19 protein-coding genes and 1 riboswitch are annotated in these 17,574 nt (G+C 72.5%); of the genes, 6 read left to right on the top strand and 13 right to left on the bottom strand.

Going from position 1 to position 17,574, the window contains the following annotated elements:
* Nucleotides 1-18: 18 nt before the first annotated feature.
* Nucleotides 19-450 (bottom strand): hypothetical protein, encoded by a 432-nt coding sequence (locus tag C2865_RS12395; RefSeq protein WP_157963676.1) that lies wholly within the window; start codon nt 448-450, stop codon nt 19-21.
* 167 nt (nt 451-617) lie between these two features.
* Between C2865_RS12395 and C2865_RS12390 the strand changes: the two genes are divergently transcribed.
* Entirely contained in the window at nt 618-989 is a 372-nt protein-coding gene (locus C2865_RS12390) for an FKBP-type peptidyl-prolyl cis-trans isomerase (RefSeq protein ID WP_106398478.1), read from the top strand.
* 65 nt (nt 990-1,054) lie between these two features.
* On the opposite strand, the gene C2865_RS12385 is transcribed toward C2865_RS12390, so the two are convergent.
* The 4 genes from C2865_RS12385 to C2865_RS12370 all read right to left on the bottom strand — a co-directional run bounded on the left by C2865_RS12385 (nt 1,055) and on the right by C2865_RS12370 (nt 4,681).
* Nucleotides 1,055-2,224 carry a DUF6986 family protein gene (locus tag C2865_RS12385; protein ID WP_106398477.1) on the bottom strand — a complete coding sequence of 390 codons (1,170 nt, stop codon included), beginning with the start codon at nt 2,222-2,224 and terminating at the stop codon, nt 1,055-1,057.
* Complete coding sequence (locus C2865_RS12380) at nt 2,221-3,123, bottom strand: aldose 1-epimerase family protein (RefSeq protein WP_106398476.1); 903 nt, start codon at nt 3,121-3,123, stop codon at nt 2,221-2,223. Before C2865_RS12380 ends, C2865_RS12385 begins: the two co-directional genes overlap by 4 nt.
* Before the next feature lie 80 nt (nt 3,124-3,203).
* Nucleotides 3,204-3,746 (bottom strand): hypothetical protein, encoded by a 543-nt coding sequence (locus C2865_RS12375; RefSeq protein WP_106398475.1) that lies wholly within the window; start codon nt 3,744-3,746, stop codon nt 3,204-3,206.
* Nucleotides 3,743-4,681, bottom strand: a complete 939-nt coding sequence (locus tag C2865_RS12370; protein WP_232835542.1) for an oxamate carbamoyltransferase subunit AllH family protein — start codon at nt 4,679-4,681, stop codon at nt 3,743-3,745. Before C2865_RS12370 ends, C2865_RS12375 begins: the two co-directional genes overlap by 4 nt.
* Nucleotides 4,682-4,802: 121 nt before the next feature.
* Here C2865_RS12370 and C2865_RS12365 point away from each other — a divergent pair, with 121 nt between their 5' ends.
* The gene (locus C2865_RS12365) at nt 4,803-6,473 is read left to right on the top strand and encodes a PucR family transcriptional regulator (RefSeq protein ID WP_106398474.1); all 1,671 of its coding nucleotides are present in this window, start codon (nt 4,803-4,805) and stop codon (nt 6,471-6,473) included.
* Between the two features lies 1 nt (nt 6,474).
* Here C2865_RS12365 and C2865_RS12360 read toward each other — a convergent pair whose 3' ends face one another.
* A complete protein-coding gene (locus C2865_RS12360; RefSeq protein WP_232835541.1) occupies nt 6,475-7,275 on the bottom strand; it encodes a polysaccharide deacetylase family protein in 801 nt (266 codons plus the stop codon).
* Between the two features lie 135 nt (nt 7,276-7,410).
* Here C2865_RS12360 and C2865_RS12355 point away from each other — a divergent pair, with 135 nt between their 5' ends.
* From C2865_RS12355 to C2865_RS12340, 4 genes are all read left to right on the top strand, one after another.
* A complete protein-coding gene (locus tag C2865_RS12355; RefSeq protein ID WP_106398473.1) occupies nt 7,411-7,812 on the top strand; it encodes an NTP transferase domain-containing protein in 402 nt (133 codons plus the stop codon).
* A gap of 43 nt (nt 7,813-7,855) precedes the next feature.
* Nucleotides 7,856-8,947, top strand: a complete 1,092-nt coding sequence (locus C2865_RS12350; protein WP_232835540.1) for a sulfite oxidase — start codon at nt 7,856-7,858, stop codon at nt 8,945-8,947.
* 338 nt (nt 8,948-9,285) lie between these two features.
* The gene (locus C2865_RS12345) at nt 9,286-10,839 is read left to right on the top strand and encodes an MFS transporter (RefSeq protein ID WP_106398472.1); all 1,554 of its coding nucleotides are present in this window, start codon (nt 9,286-9,288) and stop codon (nt 10,837-10,839) included.
* A gap of 5 nt (nt 10,840-10,844) precedes the next feature.
* Nucleotides 10,845-11,414 carry a TetR/AcrR family transcriptional regulator gene (locus C2865_RS12340; protein WP_106398471.1) on the top strand — a complete coding sequence of 190 codons (570 nt, stop codon included), beginning with the start codon at nt 10,845-10,847 and terminating at the stop codon, nt 11,412-11,414.
* A 9-nt stretch (nt 11,415-11,423) separates the two neighbouring features.
* Here the strand turns inward: C2865_RS12340 and C2865_RS12335 are convergent, their stop codons facing one another.
* From C2865_RS12335 to C2865_RS12305, 7 genes are all read right to left on the bottom strand, one after another.
* Nucleotides 11,424-11,699 (bottom strand): hypothetical protein, encoded by a 276-nt coding sequence (locus C2865_RS12335; protein ID WP_106398470.1) that lies wholly within the window; start codon nt 11,697-11,699, stop codon nt 11,424-11,426.
* A gap of 9 nt (nt 11,700-11,708) precedes the next feature.
* The gene (locus C2865_RS12330; protein ID WP_106398469.1) at nt 11,709-13,385 is read right to left on the bottom strand and encodes a sodium:solute symporter family protein; all 1,677 of its coding nucleotides are present in this window, start codon (nt 13,383-13,385) and stop codon (nt 11,709-11,711) included.
* A gap of 60 nt (nt 13,386-13,445) precedes the next feature.
* Nucleotides 13,446-13,877: a PH domain-containing protein gene (locus C2865_RS12325; protein WP_106398468.1), complete on the bottom strand. Its 432-nt coding sequence runs from the start codon at nt 13,875-13,877 to the stop codon at nt 13,446-13,448.
* An 11-nt stretch (nt 13,878-13,888) separates the two neighbouring features.
* Nucleotides 13,889-14,764: an ATP phosphoribosyltransferase gene (hisG, locus tag C2865_RS12320; protein WP_106398467.1), complete on the bottom strand. Its 876-nt coding sequence runs from the start codon at nt 14,762-14,764 to the stop codon at nt 13,889-13,891.
* A 222-nt stretch (nt 14,765-14,986) separates the two neighbouring features.
* Nucleotides 14,987-15,466, bottom strand: coding sequence for a 6,7-dimethyl-8-ribityllumazine synthase (ribH, locus tag C2865_RS12315; RefSeq protein ID WP_106398466.1), 480 nt, complete (start codon nt 15,464-15,466; stop codon nt 14,987-14,989).
* Nucleotides 15,466-16,674 (bottom strand): bifunctional 3,4-dihydroxy-2-butanone-4-phosphate synthase/GTP cyclohydrolase II, encoded by a 1,209-nt coding sequence (locus C2865_RS12310; RefSeq protein WP_106398465.1) that lies wholly within the window; start codon nt 16,672-16,674, stop codon nt 15,466-15,468. The genes ribH and C2865_RS12310 overlap by 1 nt, the downstream gene beginning before the upstream one ends.
* Nucleotides 16,671-17,264, bottom strand: a complete 594-nt coding sequence (locus C2865_RS12305; protein ID WP_106398464.1) for a riboflavin synthase — start codon at nt 17,262-17,264, stop codon at nt 16,671-16,673. Before C2865_RS12305 ends, C2865_RS12310 begins: the two co-directional genes overlap by 4 nt.
* A gap of 78 nt (nt 17,265-17,342) precedes the next feature.
* Nucleotides 17,343-17,473: riboswitch (FMN riboswitch) on the bottom strand.
* Nucleotides 17,474-17,574: the final 101 nt, after the last annotated feature.

Below are 17,574 nucleotides of genomic sequence, written 5' to 3'. Positions count from 1 at the left end.
GCACGCTTCCCGGAAGCATCAAAAAAACAGGTGCCGTTCCACCCCCGCCCACACCTCATCGGCCTGGTGCAACGCCAGCGCCTTCGACGCGTGGTGGCGCAACCAGCCGGAGGCGTCCAGATGCCGATATGCCGCCCGCTCCAGCGCCGGGCGCGTCAGACCCACTTCCCGTCGCCAGGCCGCCTCGTCCGCTTCCCGGCGGCGCCTGCCCGCCCAGAACGCCTCCGTCCGGGAGCGGGCATCGCGCTGCACCGCTCGCTTGAGATGGAACATCGCGGAGAACAACGACTCCAGACGCGCCGCGGACTGCTCGTCGACCGTCAGCGGCAGGCGGATCACCGAGACGGGACCGTCCCACCGCCACGCCGGAGCCTTGTTCGCATCCCGCGCACCACCAGCAGAGGCACCGGGCACATCCGGTGGCCCCGGCTTGGAAGTGGCCGTCTGCATGAGCCCAGATCTTGCCATGCGCAATCGGTGAAATACATAGAGTCACTAAAATTCTTGCCACCATCGGCAAAGCCCACGCCGGAACTCGGCCTCGATCTGTCCGCCGGTCCGCCTGCGGCCCTAGTAATCTCGGACGGGTCCGCAAGATTTCTAAGGAGCCTGAAGACATGGCGCTTGAACGCCCTGAGATCGACTTTCCGGAGGGGCCGCCGCCCGCGAACCTCGAGATCACCGATCTGGTGGTCGGGGACGGCGAGGAGGCGGTCCGCGGGCAGCAGGTGACGGTGCACTACGTGGGCGTGGCGTACTCCACCGGCGATGAGTTCGACTCCTCCTGGAACCGGGGCGAGCCGTTCTCCTTCCCGCTCGGCGGCGGCCGGGTCATCAAGGGCTGGGACATGGGGGTCGCCGGCATGAAGGTCGGCGGGCGGCGCAAGCTCGTCATCCCGCCGCACCTGGGCTACGGGCAGCGCGGCGCGGGACCCTCGATCAAGCCGAACGAGACCCTGATCTTCGTCGTGGACCTGCTCGCCGTGTAGGGAGACGTCCGTGGGAAGGGGGCCCGCCGGTCGGCGGGCCCCCTTCTTTCCGTTTTCGGCCGGGCTCAGCCCAGGACCGACTCGTCCAGGGCGCCGCAGGCGATGCCGCGGCGCAGCCGCTCCAGCAGGTGCGGCGGGGCGGCGGGGGCGGCCTTGACCTTGCCGACGGTGGCCTCCACCCCGGTGAGGTGGAAGTCGAACAGGGCGGCGTAGCGGGCCGTCAGGTGGGCGGGGTGCAGGTCCCAGCTCTGGTAGAAGCCGTGGGCCAGGGAGTGCCGGACGCCCGCGGCGTGCGCCTGCCAGCAGGCGGTGATCTCGTCGCTGCCCTCGTCGCGGGGGACGAGGTGCGACGGGCCGTCCGCCAGGCGGATGCCGCGGCCGGAGACGGACGTCTGCAGGATGTGCCGGGCGAAGTCGCAGACCGGGTGGTCCAGGCGCTGCTCCTCGTGCGGCAGCCCCAGCGCCGCGGTGTAGGAGGCCGCGCCGAAGTGCACGGTGCCGATCCTGCCCTGGCCGGCGGTGAGGATGCGCCGGACGCCCAGGCCGCCGCGGTGGTCGGCCAGCGCCTCGGGCAGGTCGACCTGGATCTCGAAGTGCAGCACCCCGTTCGGCAGCCCGAGCGCCGCCTCCAGCCGGTCGAGGTACTCGGTGAACACCGCGACCTGCTCGGCGGCCATCACGTCGGGCAGGGTGATGGTGAAGCCGCCGGGCAGCCGGCCGAGCCGGTCGCGCAGCGAGGTGAGGAAGCCGTCGAGGGTGCGCATCGCCCGCTCGTGCCCGCCGCCGGAGAACGACTTGACGCGCACGCCCCAGAAGTGCGGGAGCTGCTGGGCGTTGTAGGAGGTGGCGACGGCCTCGACGACCTGCGCGACGTGGGCGTCCTCCTCGTCGTCGCCGCGCGTGCCGTACCCGTCGGCGAAGTCGACGCGCAGGTCCTCGATCGGCTCGCGGGCGAGCTTGGCGGCGACCCGCGAGCGGATCGCCCCGGCCAGCGACGGGTCGAGGTCGAAGGTGGTGCCGAAGGAGCCGTCCCCCGGCGTGTGCTTGTTGAGCAGGCGCAGCGCTCGCTCCCCCCAGTCCGCCGCGGTGGTGCGGGAGAACTGGTCGGCCGGGACGAACACGGTGTGGACGGGTTGGCGGCCCCCGCTGGAGCCGGGGAACTGGCTGGCGAGGTCGGCGGCCAGGGCGTTCGCCCGCTCGGCCAGGTCGTCGGTCTTCGACAGGCTGAGGTTCACAGGGAAATGATCCCCCAAGATCCGGAGAATGTGTCACCCGGTTTGAGGGTGATGAGGTCGACACCGGTGTTGAATGCGTTGGGCGGACAGGTCATTGGCTCGGCGGCCAGTCCGGTCCGCATGGTTTCGCCGGGAAGGTCGTCCGCGGTGTAGAGCTGGAGCCACGGATGGTTCTCATCGGCCCACAGCCCGACGGTGCGGCCGCCGCCGCTGAGCCCGACCCACACCCGGCCGTCGGCGTGGGGCAGCCCGGTGAAGGCGGTGTCGATGCGGCGGTCGCCGAAGCGCCCGCCCGCGGTCAGGTCGTAGCGGGTGCCGGCGACGGGGACGGGCGCGCCGGAGGGGATGAGCCGGTCGTTGACGGGCTGGTAGTGGGTGGCGCCGAACGTGACGGTGCACTCGTCCAGCGGCAGCCCCACGGTGAGGTAGGGGTGGGCGCTCTGCCCGTAGGGGGCGTTGCGGGTGCCGGAGTTGGTCGCCGAGAGCGTGGCGGTCAGCCCCCGTTCGGCGTGCACGGCGTAGGTGACGCTCAGGTCGAGCAGGTAGGGGTAGCCGGGGCGGCCGAGCAGCCGGTGGCGCAGGGTCACGCTGGAGCGCCCCTGCTCGGCGGGCCGCCAGGACTCCCAGCGCACCAGGCCGTGGATCGCGCAGTCGCGTTCGGGCTCGGTCACGGGCGTACGCTGCTCGACGCCCTCGAAGACGTAGACACCGCGGTCGATCCGGTTGGGCCAGGGCGCGAGGATCTGGCCGAGGGCCGCGGGGACCACGTCGTCGGGGTCGTGCTCCAGGACGAGGGGCCGCCCGTCGAGGGTGAGGGAGCGCAGCGTCGCGCCCTGCTCGGTGACGACCGCCTGGTAAGGCCCGTCGGTGATGGTGTGCTGGATGCCGGTGAGCGTCATGCCGCCATTGTCGCGGACCGCCTCACGGCCAAGATCCCTGAGGGCTGACACAGTTCCCTGCCCGCCTCGTGGACAATCCCCTATCCCTCCTCCGCGGCGCCCTCCTCCGCGGCGGGGCGCCCCGGCAGGACCGGCACCGACCACGCCTCGCCGGGCGCCGCGGAGACCACGGGGGTCGCCAGCCGGCGCGCCGCCTCCCGCAGCAGCGCGGAGACCTCCGGCGGCGGGGGCTCGGCGGCGATCACCACGGTCTGCACGCGCGGGTCCTCGTCCAGGGCGACCAGCGCCTGGAGGGTGGAGCGCCCGCACACCGCGGACGACAGGTCGCGGGCGCCCACCGGCAGCACCCGCCCGCCCTCCCCGGCGCGGGCCAGCAGGCCCAGCACCCGCCCGGTCGCCGCCGCGCCGACCGCCACCACGCCGAACCGGCCGGGGGGCAGGCCGCCCGGCGCGGCGCACGGGCCCAGCACCAGCCGGCCGCGGCCGGCCGCCTCGTCCTTGAGCGCGATCTCCTCGGCGAGGGTGAGGTCCTCACCGGGCAGCAGCACGTCGCGGCCCCGCCGCAGCGCCGCGACCGCCTCGCGGAAGGCGTGCGGCCCGGCGACCGGGACCGGCTCGTTCACGCAGAGGCCAGCCGGGAGGGGGCGCGGCCCAGCGCCAGCACCGCCCGGCAGCCCGCGAGCATCCCCCAGGCCATGTCGGCTCCGGAGTAGCGGCTGGAGGACACCAGCCGGCGTACGGCCGGGGCGAGCGCCTCGCGTCCGGCCAGGCCGCGCAGCACCGCCGCCGCCTCGCCGCTGGGCTGGCCCGCCGCCGCGCAGTGCAGCAGGGACGCCGACAGCGAGGTCGTGCGGGTGTCGGCGTCGGTGGTGACCGCGGCGCCGAGCCAGTCGGCCAGCCACACCGAGCGCGAGCCGCCTGCCGTCACCTCGCCCAGCAGCCGCAGCGACAGCAGCAGGCCCGAGATCACGTCGTCGCCGCTGGGGGTGAGGCCGGGCCCGAGCCCGACGATGCGTTCGGCCGCCTGCACCGCCCGCGCCAGGTCGCCCGCCGCGCAGCCGTCGGCCAGCGCGGCGGGGCCGGGGTGGCCGGACAGCCCGCAGGCGCGCGGGTCCAGCGCCGCCTCCAGCAGCATCGCCCCGTGCCGCAGCCTGGCCTCGGACAGCGGGCCGAGCACCGGGCGGGGGTCCCACCAGCGCCGCACCCTGACGCGCAGGCCGCCCGCCTCGGCGTGCCCGTCGCCGATCCAGCCGGTGTCGCCCTCGCGCACCCCGTGGAAGGGCTGCCGCCCGGTCCCGGGCACCACGATGGAGTTGGCGGGGCGCACGCCGTCCGGCCCCACCAGCGCGACGACGCGGGGCTCCGCGCCACCGTTGAGCCGCAGGTAGGCGGCCGCGGGGAAGACCGCGATCACCCTTGCCTGCCTGCGGGGGCGCTCCAGCGCCTCGCGCACCGCCAGCCCGGCCGCTCCGGGCACCGGGGCGCGGAACGGTTCGGGCCCGTGATCCGGCGCGACCGGCTGGGGCCCCCTGAGAGAGCTCTCGCTCCGTTCGATCACCGGGTCCCCTCCGTTTTTTCGGATTTGCACGGACGTTAACCGTATGACCAAGATCGCCGTATGGAGAAAGTTGCCAAGGATACTTGCCGTTCTTCGTCTTTCTTGTGAGGGTTATCGCGCGATGGACAACCGAACCGACCTCTGGACCCGGCGTACCGGCGAGAAACACGCCCTCCCGCCCCGGCTCCGCCTGGCCAGCACCGGCACCCTCACCTACGGCCTGCCCGTGGGCGAGGTCCTCGGCGTCTCCACCCTCGCCGACGCCGAGCTCGTCGCCGGCGCCTCCGGGCTCGACCGGGTGGTGCAGCGCCTCAACGTGATGGAGGTGCCCGACGTCCTGGCCTGGGTCAAGCCCAACGAGCTGCTGCTGACCACCGGCTACCCGCTGCGCAACCGCCCCGCCGCGCTCGGCCACCTGGTGACCGGGCTGAACGAGCGCGGCGTCGCGGCGCTGGCCGTCAAACCCGGCGCCTACCTCGACGAGCTGCCCGCCGAGATGCTCGCCCGCGCCGACCGGCTCGGCTTCCCCCTCATCCAACTGCCCGAGCACGTCGGCTTCGACGACATCCTCAACCAGGTGCTCACCGACATCCTCAACCGGCAGGCGGCGATCCTGGCCCGCACCGAGGAGGTGCACCGGGCGCTGGTCCAGATCGTCCTGTGCGGCGGCGGGCTGCGCGAGGTGACCGAGGAGCTCGCGGCGCTGCTGGGCGGCGCGGTCCTCACCCTCGACGGCGACCAGCGCGTCCTGGCGCGGGCGGGCGACCCGGAGGTGCTGCGCGCGCTGGAGGACTGGCTGGACGGGCGGCCCGCGCCGGGCCTGCACGGCGACCGGGTCGTGGTGCCGGTCGCCGCGGGCGGCTTCGGCCACGGGCTCATCGCCGCGCACTTTCCCGGCGGCGACCTCAGCGACACCGAGGTCGGCATCCTGGAGCGCGCCGCCACGGTCGCGGCGCTGGTCATCACCAAGCAGCAGGCCGTCGCGGCGGTGGAGAGCAAGTACCGCGCCGACTTCCTGCGCGACGTGCTCGCCGGGCGCGCCGGGGACCGCGACCGGGTCGTGGCGCACTGCGCGGGTTTCGGCTGGGACCTCGACCGGCCGGTGGCGGTGGTCGTCGCCGCGCTGGACCTGGACGCCGGCCGCTCGGAGGACGCCGACGACGGCACCGCCAAGCTGGCGCAGGAGCGGCTCGCCGCGGCCTGGGAGGCGGCGGTGCGGCGCAGGGACCGGTCTGCCGCGGTCGCCGCCTTCGCCCACGAGGCCGTCGCCGTCATCGGCCTGCCCGCGATCGGCGACCTGCCGGACCTGGTCGGCGGGCTGGTCCGCGAGGTCTCCGCGGCGGAGTCACTGGTGTTCTCCACCGGCGTCAGCCGCCCTGCCGAGACGCCCGACGCGCTGCCCCGCGCCTACGACCAGGCGGTCAAGGCGGTGCGGGTCGGCAGGCAGATGCACGGCCCCGGCGAGACCGCGCACTTCGACGCGCTGGGCGTCTACCGGCTGCTCAGCCTGGTCGAGGACGCCGCCGAGCTGCACGCCTTCGTCCGCGAGACGCTGGGCGAGCTCGCCGACGACACCGACCCGGAGGCGGCCGACCTGCGCCGCACGCTGCAGGTGCTGCTGGAGACCAACCTGAACGTCGCCGAGACGGCGCGCAGGCTGCACTTCCACTACAACACGCTGCGCTACCGCATCGGCAAGCTGGAGCGGCTGGTCGGCCCCTTCACCGAGGACCCGCACCTGCAGCTGAACCTCAACCTCGCCCTGCGGGTGCTGCGCATGCGCGGGATATGACTCAGCCCGGCGCGTCGCCGCCCAGGGACTGCGGCAGGTAGTTCTCGACCGCGGCGGGCTTGAAGCCCTGCTCGCGGATCCAGCCGAGGATCGTGCGCATCTGCCCGGCGAGCCCCTTGCGGTAGTGCATGAGGATGATGTCGCCGGGCTTGAAGCCCTGGCCGCCGTCCCCGCGCACGAACGCGTCACGCACGCCCTGCGGGGAGGTCGTGCCGTTGTAGAACTCCGCCGACCACAGCAGCACCGACTTCATGCCGCATTCCTTGACCACCTGCAGCGTCGTGGGGTTGTAGCTGCCGAACGGCGGGCGGAAGACGGTCGGGCGGCGGCCGTACTGGCCCTCGATCGCGTCCGAGGCGGCGCAGATCTCCTGGCGCTGGCCCTCGGGCCCGAGCAGCGCGAGGTTCTTGTGGTTGACGCTGTGGTTCTCCATGCGCGAGCCCGCGTTCTTCAGCGCCCAGAAGTACGGCCCGTGCTGCGGGATGTAGACCGAGGTCAGGAAGGTCATGATGGGGACCTTCTCCTTGCGCACGATCTCGACGAACTCCGCGTCGTACTCGTAGCCGTCGTCGATCGTCAGGAAGACGACCTTCTCCTGGGTCTCGATCCGGCTGATGACCGGCGGCAGCCCGTCGGCGGACGGCTGCGGCGCCGTCCAGGAGCCCGCGGCGGGCCTGGGCCACGCCTGGTCGGCGAACGCCGCGCGGTACCGCGCCCGCATCTCCTCGACGTCGGGACCGCCGACCGCCTGGGCCCGTACCGTGGGCCAGACTCCGGCGGCCACCGCAAGGACAGCCGCCACCGCACTGGAGAGGAGGGGGAAACCACCGCGCATGGCGAACAATCTCGCACACCCTGGTGATCGCTGGCGAATCCGGCGCGCCACGGCCGCCGGGGAATCCCACCACCGGCCGCCCCGGCCCGTTATCGTCGGGGAATGATGAGGATCGCGGCGGTACTGCTGGCCGTGGACGAGGGCGCCGTGGCCCCCGTCGACGGCGAGCGCAGGGTCGACCGGGACGTCAGGGCGCTGCGCGAGGGCGGTTGCGGCCCGATCGTGGTGGTCACCGGGCAGGTGCCGATCGAGCTGCTGGGCGGCCTGGTCGTGTCCGACCCGCGCTGGCGGGACGGCCCCGGCTCGAGCGTCCGGACGGGCCTGGCCGCGCTGCCCCCGCGCACCGACCGCGCCGTCCTGGCCCGCACCGGGGCGCCGGACCTCACGCCGGGCGCCGTCAGGCAGGTGATCGCGGCCGGCGCGCGCCCGCCCGCCGACCTCGACCGCCCCGCCGGCCTGGCCTTCCTCGCCCTGCACGCCGGGCGCGCGGAGCACATGTCTTGATTACCGATTGACTTAGTAGGAATTCATAGGGCATCCTGGAACCGTGCTGCGTGAAGACTCTTTCCGCGAACAGCAGGTCCACGACACCGTCCGGCGGGACCCGGGCGGTGACGTCGAGATGTGCTGGGAGTCCCTGCGGGGCTCCGGCCACCACACGCCCGCCGAGCGGTTCTTCGTCCGCAGCCACAGCGGGGTGCCCCGGATCGACCCCCGCACCTGGTCGCTGCGGCTGCACGGCGACGGCCTGCGCGGCGGTCCCGTGGAGTTCGACCTCGAGGACCTGCGCGCGCTGCCCCGGCGCTCGATGACCGCGTTCATCGAGTGCGCCGGCAACGGCCGCAGCCTCTACACCATCCAGCAGAACCAGCGCGTGGAGGGCACCCCCTGGGGCCTGGGCGCGATCGGCGTCGCCCACTGGACGGGCGTCCCGCTGGCGGTGGTGCTGGAGCGGGCCGGGATCCGCGCGGACGCCGTCGACCTGCTGCCCCGCGGCCTCGACCGCCCCTACGTCAGGCACGGGGTGGACTACGGTCCCGTCCGCAGGCCGCTGCCGGTCTCCAAGGCGATGAAGGACGTGCTGGTCGCCTACGAGATGAACGGCCACCCGCTGCGCCCCGAGCACGGCCACCCGGCGCGCCTGGTCGTGCCCGACTGGGTGGGCGTGGCCTCGATCAAATGGCTCGGCGACGTCGAGGTCTCCACCGGCCCGCTGCACTCCCCCTGGGACACCGACTTCTACCGGCTGTTCGGGCTCGGCCACCCGCCCGAGGGCAGCGCCCCGCTGACCACCGTGCCGGTCAAGAGCGCCTTCGAGCTCTCCCCCGGCGCCCGGGTCTGCCTGGAGCACGAGTACCTCCTGACGGGCCGCTCCTGGTCGGGCAACGGCGCGATCCGCTCGGTCGAGGTGAGCACCGACGGCGGCGGCCGGTGGCTCCCCGCCCGCATGGTCGGCCCCCGCCACCGGCACACCTGGGCCCAGTGGGAGTTCCCCTGGCGCCCCGAGCGGCGCGGCCGCGTCGAGCTCATGGCCCGCGCCACCGACGAGACGGGCGTGACCCAGTCCCTGGGCGCCCCCTACAACACCAAGGGCTACGTCTTCGGCGCCGTCGTCCGCCACCCGGTCACGGTCGTCTAGCCGCAGCCGACGCCCGTACCGCGATCGCGGCCGGCCGCCCCGCCGGCGAACCGCGGGCGTGGAGGAGCCCTCTGCCGCGCCGCGCCGGTGGCACCCGGCCCTGCCGCTGTACCGAACGCCACCGCCGGCACTCCGCCGTGCGGTCGTTCGCCGTCCCCGCACCTCGCCACCGCCGACGATCCGCCGTGCGGTCCGTTCGCCGTCCCCGCGCCTCGTCATCGCCCTTCCCCTCCGCGTCGGGAGGTGCGTTCCCGTGCGCCGCGGCCCGCCTCCCCTTCACCCATCATGTTGAACGATGGTACAACTAGTACGTTCGTTCAACTAGATCGGGGAGCGGGATGGAAACGCGATCGTCGTCACGGGCCGGGATGCGGGAGTGGGCGGGCTTCGCGGTGCTCGCGTTGCCGACCATGCTCCTGGGACTCGACGTGACGGTGCTGTACCTCGTCGTTCCGAGCCTGGCCGCGGACCTGCACCCGACCGCGACGGAGACGTTGTGGATCATGGACGTCTACGGGTTCCTCATCGCGGGGCTGCTGATCGCCATGGGGACGCTGGGCGACCGGATCGGGCGCCGGCGCCTGCTGATGATCGGCATGGCCGCGTTCGGCGCCGCGTCGGTCCTCGCGGCGTTCGCCACCAGCGCCCTGTGGCTGATCTTGGCGCGGGCGCTGCTGGGCGCGGCCGGAGCGACGCTGATGCCCTCCACGTTGTCCCTGATCGGCAACATGTTCACCGACGCCCGGCAGCGGGCGTCGGCGATCGGCGCGTGGGCCACGATGTTCGCGCTCGGGATGGCGGCCGGACCGGTCGTGGGCGGGGCCCTGGTCGACGGTTTCTGGTGGGGCGCGGCCTTCCTGGTCGCGGTGCCCGTCAGCGTGCTCGTGCTGGCCGCCGCGCCGGTGCTGCTGCCGGAGTTCCGGACCGGTGCCGGCCGGCTCGACCTGTGGAGCGTCGGCCTGTCCCTGGCGGCGATGCTCCCGATCATCTATGCGATCAAGCATGTCGCCGCGCACGGCGTCGACGTCCCGGCATCGGCCGCCGTCCTGCTCGGCGGCGGCTCGGCCGTCGCGTTCGTCCGCCGCCAGCTGCGCCTGAAGGAGCCGCTGCTGGACATCAGGCTCTTCGCCGACCGGGCCTTCTCCGCCGCGCTGGGGGTCCTGCTGATCGGCCTTGTCGGTTTCGGCGGGATGATGTTCCTGGTCACCCAGCACCTGCAGCTCGTCGCGGGCCTCTCGCCCGTCGCGGCCGGCCTGTGGATGGGGCCGCCGGCACTGGCCATGCTGATCGGGGGCGTCGGCGCCCCCCTGATCGCCTCTCGCGTCCCGCCGGGGACCGTCATGGCCTCCGCCCTCGCGCTGTCCCTCGTCGGATACGCCTTCCTCGCCCTGGCCGGGACCGGCGGCAGGCTGAGCGTGGTCACCGGGTTCGCGTTCCTGTACCTCGGCCTCGGTGTCATCGCCGCGCTGGGGACCGACCTCGTCGTGGGCGCGGCGCCGCCGGAGAGGTCCGGGTCGGCCGCCGCGCTCTCGGAGACCGTGCAGGAGCTCGGGGTCGCGGTCGGGATCGTGGTCCTGGGAAGCCTCACCACGGCGATCTACCGCGAGGCGGTCCAGGCCCTGCCCGGCCTGCCCCGGTCCGTGGCCGAGCCCTACGGCGACAGCCTCTCCGGGGCGGTGTCCGTGGCGGACCGGCTGCCGGCCGGGGCTCTCCGGCAGGCGCAGGACGCGTTCACCGGCGGGCTCAACACCGCCGCGATCGCCGCGGGCGTCGCGATCGCCGGAGCGTCGGTCGCCTGCTTCAGGATGCTGCGCCACATCCGCCCGATCGGTGACGCCGCCCCCGGGCCGGAGCCGGTAGCCTCGACCTGCGGGAGCGTCGACGATCGGTGAGGACGATGGCGGATGAGCAGGGCACGGCCGACGGCCGCAGGCTGCGCGGCCAACGCCGCCGCGCCCAGATCATCGAGGCCACGCTCACGATCGTCCGCCGCGACGGCGCCGCCGGGGTGACCCACCGGACCGTCGCCAAGGAGGCGGGGATCACCACCAGCCTGACCCTCTACTACTTCGCCACGCTCGACGACCTGCTGGTCGCCGCCCTGACCAGCATCACCGACACCTACACCCGCCGTATCCGCCGGCTCATCGACACCTCGGACGACCCTCTCGGCGGACTCGCCCGGCTCATCGCCGAGTCCGGGGGGCCGGGCCGTGAGCGCGCGCTCGCCGAACGCGAGTTGTCGACCCTGGCGGCCCGCCGCCCCGCCCTGCGCCCCGCGGCGCAGGGCTGGCGCGACAACGTCGCCGAGCTCGCCAGGACGCAGACGGACGACCCCGACGCCGTCGAGGCCTTCATCGCGCTCTGCGACGGGCTGTGCACCTCGATCCTCCTCGACGACCGCGAGGCCGACCCGGAACACGTCCGGGCGGTCCTCGGCAGGGCGCTGCTGAAGACCGGTCGGTAGCCCCCGCGTTCAGCCCTGCGGGGGCAGGTCCTCGTCGGGCTCCTCGGCCTCGTGGACCTGGTGCCTGGGGTTGCGCATGCTCCAGAAGAGGAAGCACAGGCCGAACGCGAGCATGGCCAGGCCCACCCACAGGTTGACGTCCACGCCCTCGGCCTTGGCGCGCGCGGCCGGGCTGTCGACGAGGCCGGTGATCGTCAGGATCACGCCGTATATCGAGAAGAGGCCGCCGATGACGACGCGGATGTCGAGCAGGCTGGCCAGCAGGCCGGTGAGCAGGCGTTGCATCGCGGTCTCCTACCAGAAGGGGATGTAGCAGGCCAGGGACAGTGCCAGCGCGCCCAGGCCGAGCTTGACGGGCGAGCGGTACCACTTCTCGTCGCCGGCGTGGAAGTCGTCGGGCCGGTCGCTGGGCAGGCCCCGCACCAGGCCCCTCAGCTCCTCGTCGGACTTGGCGGTCCCCCTCGTCGCCAGGCTGACCGCGACGGAGACCACCACGTCCACCGTGAACGCGATGCCCGCGCCCCAGAAACTGGCGTTGAGCTCCGTGCCGTAGGCCTCCTCCAGCGGTCCGAGCAGGTACAGCAGGTAGGACGTGACGCCGGCCAGCGTGCCCAGCAGCAGCCCCCAGAAGCCCGCCCAGGGCGTCATCCTCCGCCAGACGAGGCCGACGATGAAGGTGGCGAACAGCGGCGCGTTGAAGAACGAGAACAGCTGCTGCATGTAGGCCATGATGTTGCTGTACTGGGCGGCGATGAACGCCGTCATGATGCCGCCGACCACGGCCACGACCGTCATCCACCGGCCGGTCGTCACGTAGTAGGCGTCGGGGCGGCCCTTGCGCAGGTGGCCCCTCCAGATGTCGTAGGTGAACACCGTGTTGAAGCCGGACACGTTCGCCGCCATGCCGGCCATGAACGAGGCGAGCAGGCCGGTGAGCGCCACGCCCAGCACCCCGCTCGGCAGCAGGTCGCCCATGAGCATCGGGATCGCGTTGTTGTAGTCGGCGCCGGGCTGGCGCAGCGCGGGGAACACCACCAGCGCGACCATGCCGGGCACGACCGTGAGCACCGGGATGACGATCTTCGGGAAGGCCGCGACGATCGGGGTGAGCCGTGCCGCGGTGTTGTTCTTGGCCGAAAGCCCGCGCTGGACCTCGGCGAAGTTGGTGGTCCAGTAGCCGAACGACAGCACGAAGCCCAGCCCCAGCAGGATGCCGAGCCAGGTGGCCTGCATCGGGTTGTTCTCCGAGCCGGTGTCGGCCCAGGTGTGCAGGCCCGGCTCGCCCAGCGGCGAGGCCCTGATCCGCTCGGCCAGCCCGCCGGGCCCGCCGACCTTGATCAGCGCGAGCACGACCAGCGGGACCAGCCCCGCGACGATCACGAAGAACTGCAGCACCTCGTTGTAGATCGCCGAGGACAGGCCGCCCAGCGTGATGTAGGCCAGCACGAACACCGCCGCGACCACCACCGAGACCGGCAGCGGCCAGCCCACCAGCGCCCGCATCACCAGCGCCAGCGCGTACAGGTTGATGCCGGCGATGAGGATCTGCGCGATCGCGAAGGTCACCGCGTTGAGCAGCTGGGTCTCGGAGTTGAACCGGCGGCGCAGGAACTCCGGCACGCTGTGCACGCCCGAGCGGTAGTAGAACGGCATCATCACGATGCCGAGGAAGACCATCGCCGGGACCGCGCCGATCCAGTAGTAGTGCGTGGTCATCAGGCCGTACTGGGCGCCGTTGGCCGCCATCCCGAGGATCTCGGTGGCGCCCAGGTTGGCCGACAGGAACGCCAGGCCCGTGATCCAGGCCGGCAGCGAGCGCCCGGACAGGAAGAAGTCGACGCTGGAGCGGATCGTCAGCCGCGCGGCGAAGCCGATCCCGAGCACGGTCGCGAAGTAGATCGCGAGAATCAGGTAGTCCAGGGCGGTGACGTCGAGCCTGAGGTCGTCGCCCGGCGCGGCGGGAAGGATCACGCGCCTGGCATTCCCGCCGCGGCGGCGGATCAGCGCGTGCGGGCGCTGATTTTGCCCCGATCAGTGAGGTTCTTGGGCCTCACCGCGCTGGGCGATCAGCTCGCGGATCTCCGCGATGGCCGACCAGGCCGCCGCCTTCTCCGATCCCTGGATGCCGACGACGCCCTTGGAGGTGCCGTCGGCCAGGTCCAGGTAGGGCCAGGGCGCGCCCGGCTCGTAGGACAGGCCCACCACCTCGGCCCAGGCGTAGCGGTGGGTGCGCAGCGGGTTGACCACGGTCAGGCCGTGCTCGTCCGCGGTGACGCGCGACCGGGCGACCATCGCGAGGATGGCCGCCACGAGTGCGCCGAACAGGACGATGCCGATCCTGTCGACCAGCTTGAAGGTGTCCGCGATCATGAAGGCGAGCCAGAGCATGAGCGCCATGATCATGGCCGCCATCGCGAAGGCCGTCACCCGGGTGCGCCGGGGCCGCCAGGTCCTGCCGGTCATCGTCCGCCCCGCTAGTCGATGATCTTCGAGATCGGGATCTCGAGGATGTCGCGGCCGCCCGCGGCCTTGACGTTGGGGATGAGCTCGTTGATGCCGGTCTTGGCCACCACGCTCTCGACCGCGAACATCTCGCCGCCGGCCAGCGGGGTGACCGTCGGGGACGCCAGCGAGGGCACCACGTTCAGCACGTCCTGCAGCTGGCCCTGCGGCACGTTCAGCTTGATCAGCACGTTGCCGCGGGCCCGGATGACGCCCTGCAGCAGCAGCGCGATGTCCTCCATCGCGGCGCGCTTGGCGGGGTCCTCGTAGGCCTCGCGGTTGGCGACCAGCTCGGTGTAGCTGACCAGCAGGGTGTCCAGGATGCGCAGGCCGTTCTTGCGCAGCGACGAGCCTGTCTCGGTAAGGTCGACGATCACGTCCACGATGTCGGGGACCTTGGCCTCGGTGGCGCCGTAGGACGGCACGACCTTGGCCTTGACGCCGTGCCGGGCCAGGAAGCGGTCGGTCAGCGCGGGGAACTCGGTGGAGATGCGCACCCCGTCCGGCAGGTCGGAGACCTTCTGCCAGGGGGCGTCCTGGGGCACCGCCATGATGACGCGCACCGGGTTGGAGGTGGCCTTGGAGTACTTCAGCTCGCCGAGGGACACCACGTCGGAGTCGGTCTCGGAGATCCAGTCGCGGCCGGTGACGCCCAGGTCGAACAGGCCCTGCTCGAGGTAGGTCGGGATCTCCTGCGGGCGCAGCACCCGGACCTTGTCGATGCGCGGGTCCTCGATGGACGCGCGGTAGTCGCGGTCGCTGGCGCGCCGGATCGTCAGGTCGGCGGCGTTGAACAGCTCGAAGGTCGCCTTTTCCAGCGAGCCCTTGGGAAGCACGAGCGAGAGCACGGTGATGCCTTTCAGTGATGGCCGGTGGCGGCGCTATCGGGACTTCTCGGGTGGACGGTCAGGAGCGTCGATGCTCCCCGTCATGCCCGGCATGGATCCCGTGACGCGGTCCTCGCAGGTCGATCACCGTGTCGAGCGCGGTCACCATCGCCTCCCTGCCTCGCTGAACGCGTATGACGTGCCCGCCGTGTTGCGGGCACGCCACTCTACCGCGCCCGGTGGTCAGACCTCGCTCCGTCGCAGTTCACGGAGGGTCAAAGCGGCGTCCAGCGCCGCCACCACCGATTCCCAGCCCTTGTCCTCGGCGCTGCCGGGCAGTCCCGCGCGGTCCTCGGCCTGCTTCAGGTTCTCGCAGGTCAGCACCCCGTTGCCGACGGGGGTCGCCTCGTCCAGGGCGATCCTGGTCAGGCCCGCGGTCACCGAGTCGCAGACGTAGTCGAAGTGAGCGGTCTCACCCCTGACCACGCAGCCCAGCGCCACCACCGCGTGGTGGGTGCGGGCCAGCTGCTGGGCCACGACCGGCAGCTCCAGCGCGCCGGCCACCCGCACGGCCGTCGGCTGGGCGCCGCAGGCCTTGGCCGCCTCGACCGCGCGGGCCAGCAGCCGGTCGGTGATCGGGCCGTGCCAGCGGGCCGCGACGATCCCGATCGTGAGGCCGCCGGCCTCGACGGTGCCGTCCTGGGGACGTCCTTCTCCGCTCATCACAGCCCCTCGATCTGGTGTCCGAGCCGGTCGCGCTTGACCGTCAGGTACCGGCGGTTGTGCTCGGTGACGTGCACCGGCATCGCGGCCCGGCCCGTCAGCTCGACGCCGAAGGCGGTCAGCGCCTCCACCTTGGCCGGGTTGTTGGTCAGCAGGCGCACCGACTCCACGCCCAGGTCGGCCAGGATGTGGGCGGCGTTGGTGTAGTCGCGGGCGTCCACCGGGTGGCCGAGCTCGACGTTGGCGTCCACGGTGTCGGCGCCGCCGTCCTGCAGCGCGTAGGCCTTGAGCTTGGCGATCAGGCCGATGCCGCGGCCCTCCTGGCCGCGCAGGTAGACCACCACGCCCCGGCCCGCCAGCACGATCTCGGCCATGGCCGCGTCCAGCTGGGCGCCGCAGTCGCAGCGGTCGGAGTGCAGCACGTCGCCGGTGAGGCACTCGGAGTGCACCCGCACCAGGACGTCCGCGCCGTCGCCCAGGTCGCCGTAGACCAGCGCGATGTGCTCGCCGCCGTCGACGGAGCTGGTGTAGCCGAACGCGCGCCACTGGCCGAACCGGTTGGGGATGACGGTCTCGGCGTCGCGGGAGACCAGGCGCTCGGTGCGCTTGCGGTAGGCCACCAGCTGCTCGATGGAGACCAGCTTGAGGTCGTGCTCCTTGGCGAAGACCTCCAGCTGGGGCAGCCGGGCCATGGTGCCGTCGTCGTTGACGATCTCGCACAGCACCCCGGCGGGGCGGCAGCCGGCCAGCCTGGCCAGGTCGATGGTGGCCTCGGTGTGGCCGCGGCGCACCAGCACGCCGCCCTCGCGGGCGCGCAGCGGCACCACGTGGCCGGGGCGGCGCAGGTCGGACGGCACGGTGGCCGGGTCGGCCAGCAGCCGGATGGTGTGGGCGCGGTCGGCGGCCGAGATGCCGGTGCTCACTCCCTCGCTGGCGTCCACGCTGACGGTGTAGGCGGTGCCGCGCACGTCCTGGTTGGTGTGGTGCATGGGCGGCAGCTGCAGCCGGAGGCAGTCGGACTCGGTGAGGGGGGCGCAGATGTAGCCGGAGGTGTAGCGGACGGTGAAGGCCATCAGCTCGGGGGTGGCGTGCTCGGCCGCGAAGACGAGGTCTCCCTCGTTCTCGCGGTTCTCGTCGTCGACCACGACGACGGGACGGCCCGCGGCGATGTCGGCGATCGCCTCTTCGATGGTGCTGAAAACGCTCACTGCCGCGCTCCGATCATGCGCTCGACGTACTTGGCGACGACGTCCACCTCGAGGTTGACCGGCTCGCCCGGGCCCTTGCGGCCCAGCGTGGTCAGCTCGAGGGTGGTGGGGATGAGGCTGATGGTGAAGGAGTCCGCGGCGGCCTCCACCACGGTGAGGCTGACGCCGTCGACCGTGATCGAGCCCTTCTCCACCACGTAGCGGCCGAGCGTCTCGGGCAGGGAGATCCGCACGATCTCCCACTTGTCCGACGGGACGCGTTCGACGATGACGCCGACCCCGTCCACGTGGCCCTGGACGAGGTGGCCGCCGAGCCTGTCCTGCAGGCGCACCGGCCGCTCCAGGTTGACCCGGGAACCGGGCTCCAGGGCGCCGAGCGAGCTGCGCTCCAGCGTCTCGCGCATCACGTCCGCGGTGAACGTGTCGTCCTTGAGGTCCACGACGGTCAGGCAGACGCCGTTGACCGCGATGGACGAGCCGTGCGCGGCGTCCGAGACCACCAGCGGGCCCCTGATCCGCAGGACGGCCGACTCCGGCCCGTCCGTCTTACCGATGATCTCGCCGAGTTCTTCGACGATTCCGGTGAACACTCCCCTGTCCTCCCTGTTCTGGCGGGGAGCTCCGGGGGTGAGGAAAACCGCACTCCGCCCATACGGGCAGGGTGGGGCTCGCGCGCTGCCTCCCATCCGGACTGTCACCGTCGGTACCGGAATTTCACCGGCTCAACCGGCCGATGGCTTCGGCCGGGTCGCGGACTTTCACCGCCGGCTCGGAATTTCACCGACCCCGGAGCACGCTGTGTGACTACCGGGCCACCGCCCAGTTGGCGATGACCCTACTTCATGTTGCGAGTCTCATGACTCTGCAACAAGTTTGCCATGTCGACTGTTCCGGCGAAAA

It is taken from the genome of Actinocorallia populi (genome assembly GCF_002995495.1).
Classification (GTDB): domain Bacteria; phylum Actinomycetota; class Actinomycetes; order Streptosporangiales; family Streptosporangiaceae; genus Actinocorallia; species Actinocorallia populi.
This window is presented reverse-complemented; position numbering and strand designations above follow the sequence as displayed.

Excerpts from the sequence above, each read along its gene's own strand:
- C2865_RS12345 (WP_106398472.1), top strand. The coding sequence starts at position 9,286 with ATGGAAACGCGATCGTCGTCACGGGCCGGGATGCGGGAGTGGGCGGGC.
- ribH (WP_106398466.1), bottom strand. The coding sequence starts at position 15,466 with ATGAGCGGAGAAGGACGTCCCCAGGACGGCACCGTCGAGGCCGGCGGC.
- C2865_RS12390 (WP_106398478.1), top strand. The coding sequence starts at position 618 with ATGGCGCTTGAACGCCCTGAGATCGACTTTCCGGAGGGGCCGCCGCCC.
- C2865_RS12395 (WP_157963676.1), bottom strand. The coding sequence starts at position 450 with ATGCAGACGGCCACTTCCAAGCCGGGGCCACCGGATGTGCCCGGTGCC.
- C2865_RS12355 (WP_106398473.1), top strand. The coding sequence starts at position 7,411 with ATGATGAGGATCGCGGCGGTACTGCTGGCCGTGGACGAGGGCGCCGTG.
- C2865_RS12380 (WP_106398476.1), bottom strand. The coding sequence starts at position 3,123 with ATGACGCTCACCGGCATCCAGCACACCATCACCGACGGGCCTTACCAG.
- C2865_RS12365 (WP_106398474.1), top strand. The coding sequence starts at position 4,803 with ATGGACAACCGAACCGACCTCTGGACCCGGCGTACCGGCGAGAAACAC.
- C2865_RS12335 (WP_106398470.1), bottom strand. The coding sequence starts at position 11,699 with ATGCAACGCCTGCTCACCGGCCTGCTGGCCAGCCTGCTCGACATCCGC.
- C2865_RS12340 (WP_106398471.1), top strand. The coding sequence starts at position 10,845 with ATGGCGGATGAGCAGGGCACGGCCGACGGCCGCAGGCTGCGCGGCCAA.
- C2865_RS12325 (WP_106398468.1), bottom strand. The coding sequence starts at position 13,877 with ATGACCGGCAGGACCTGGCGGCCCCGGCGCACCCGGGTGACGGCCTTC.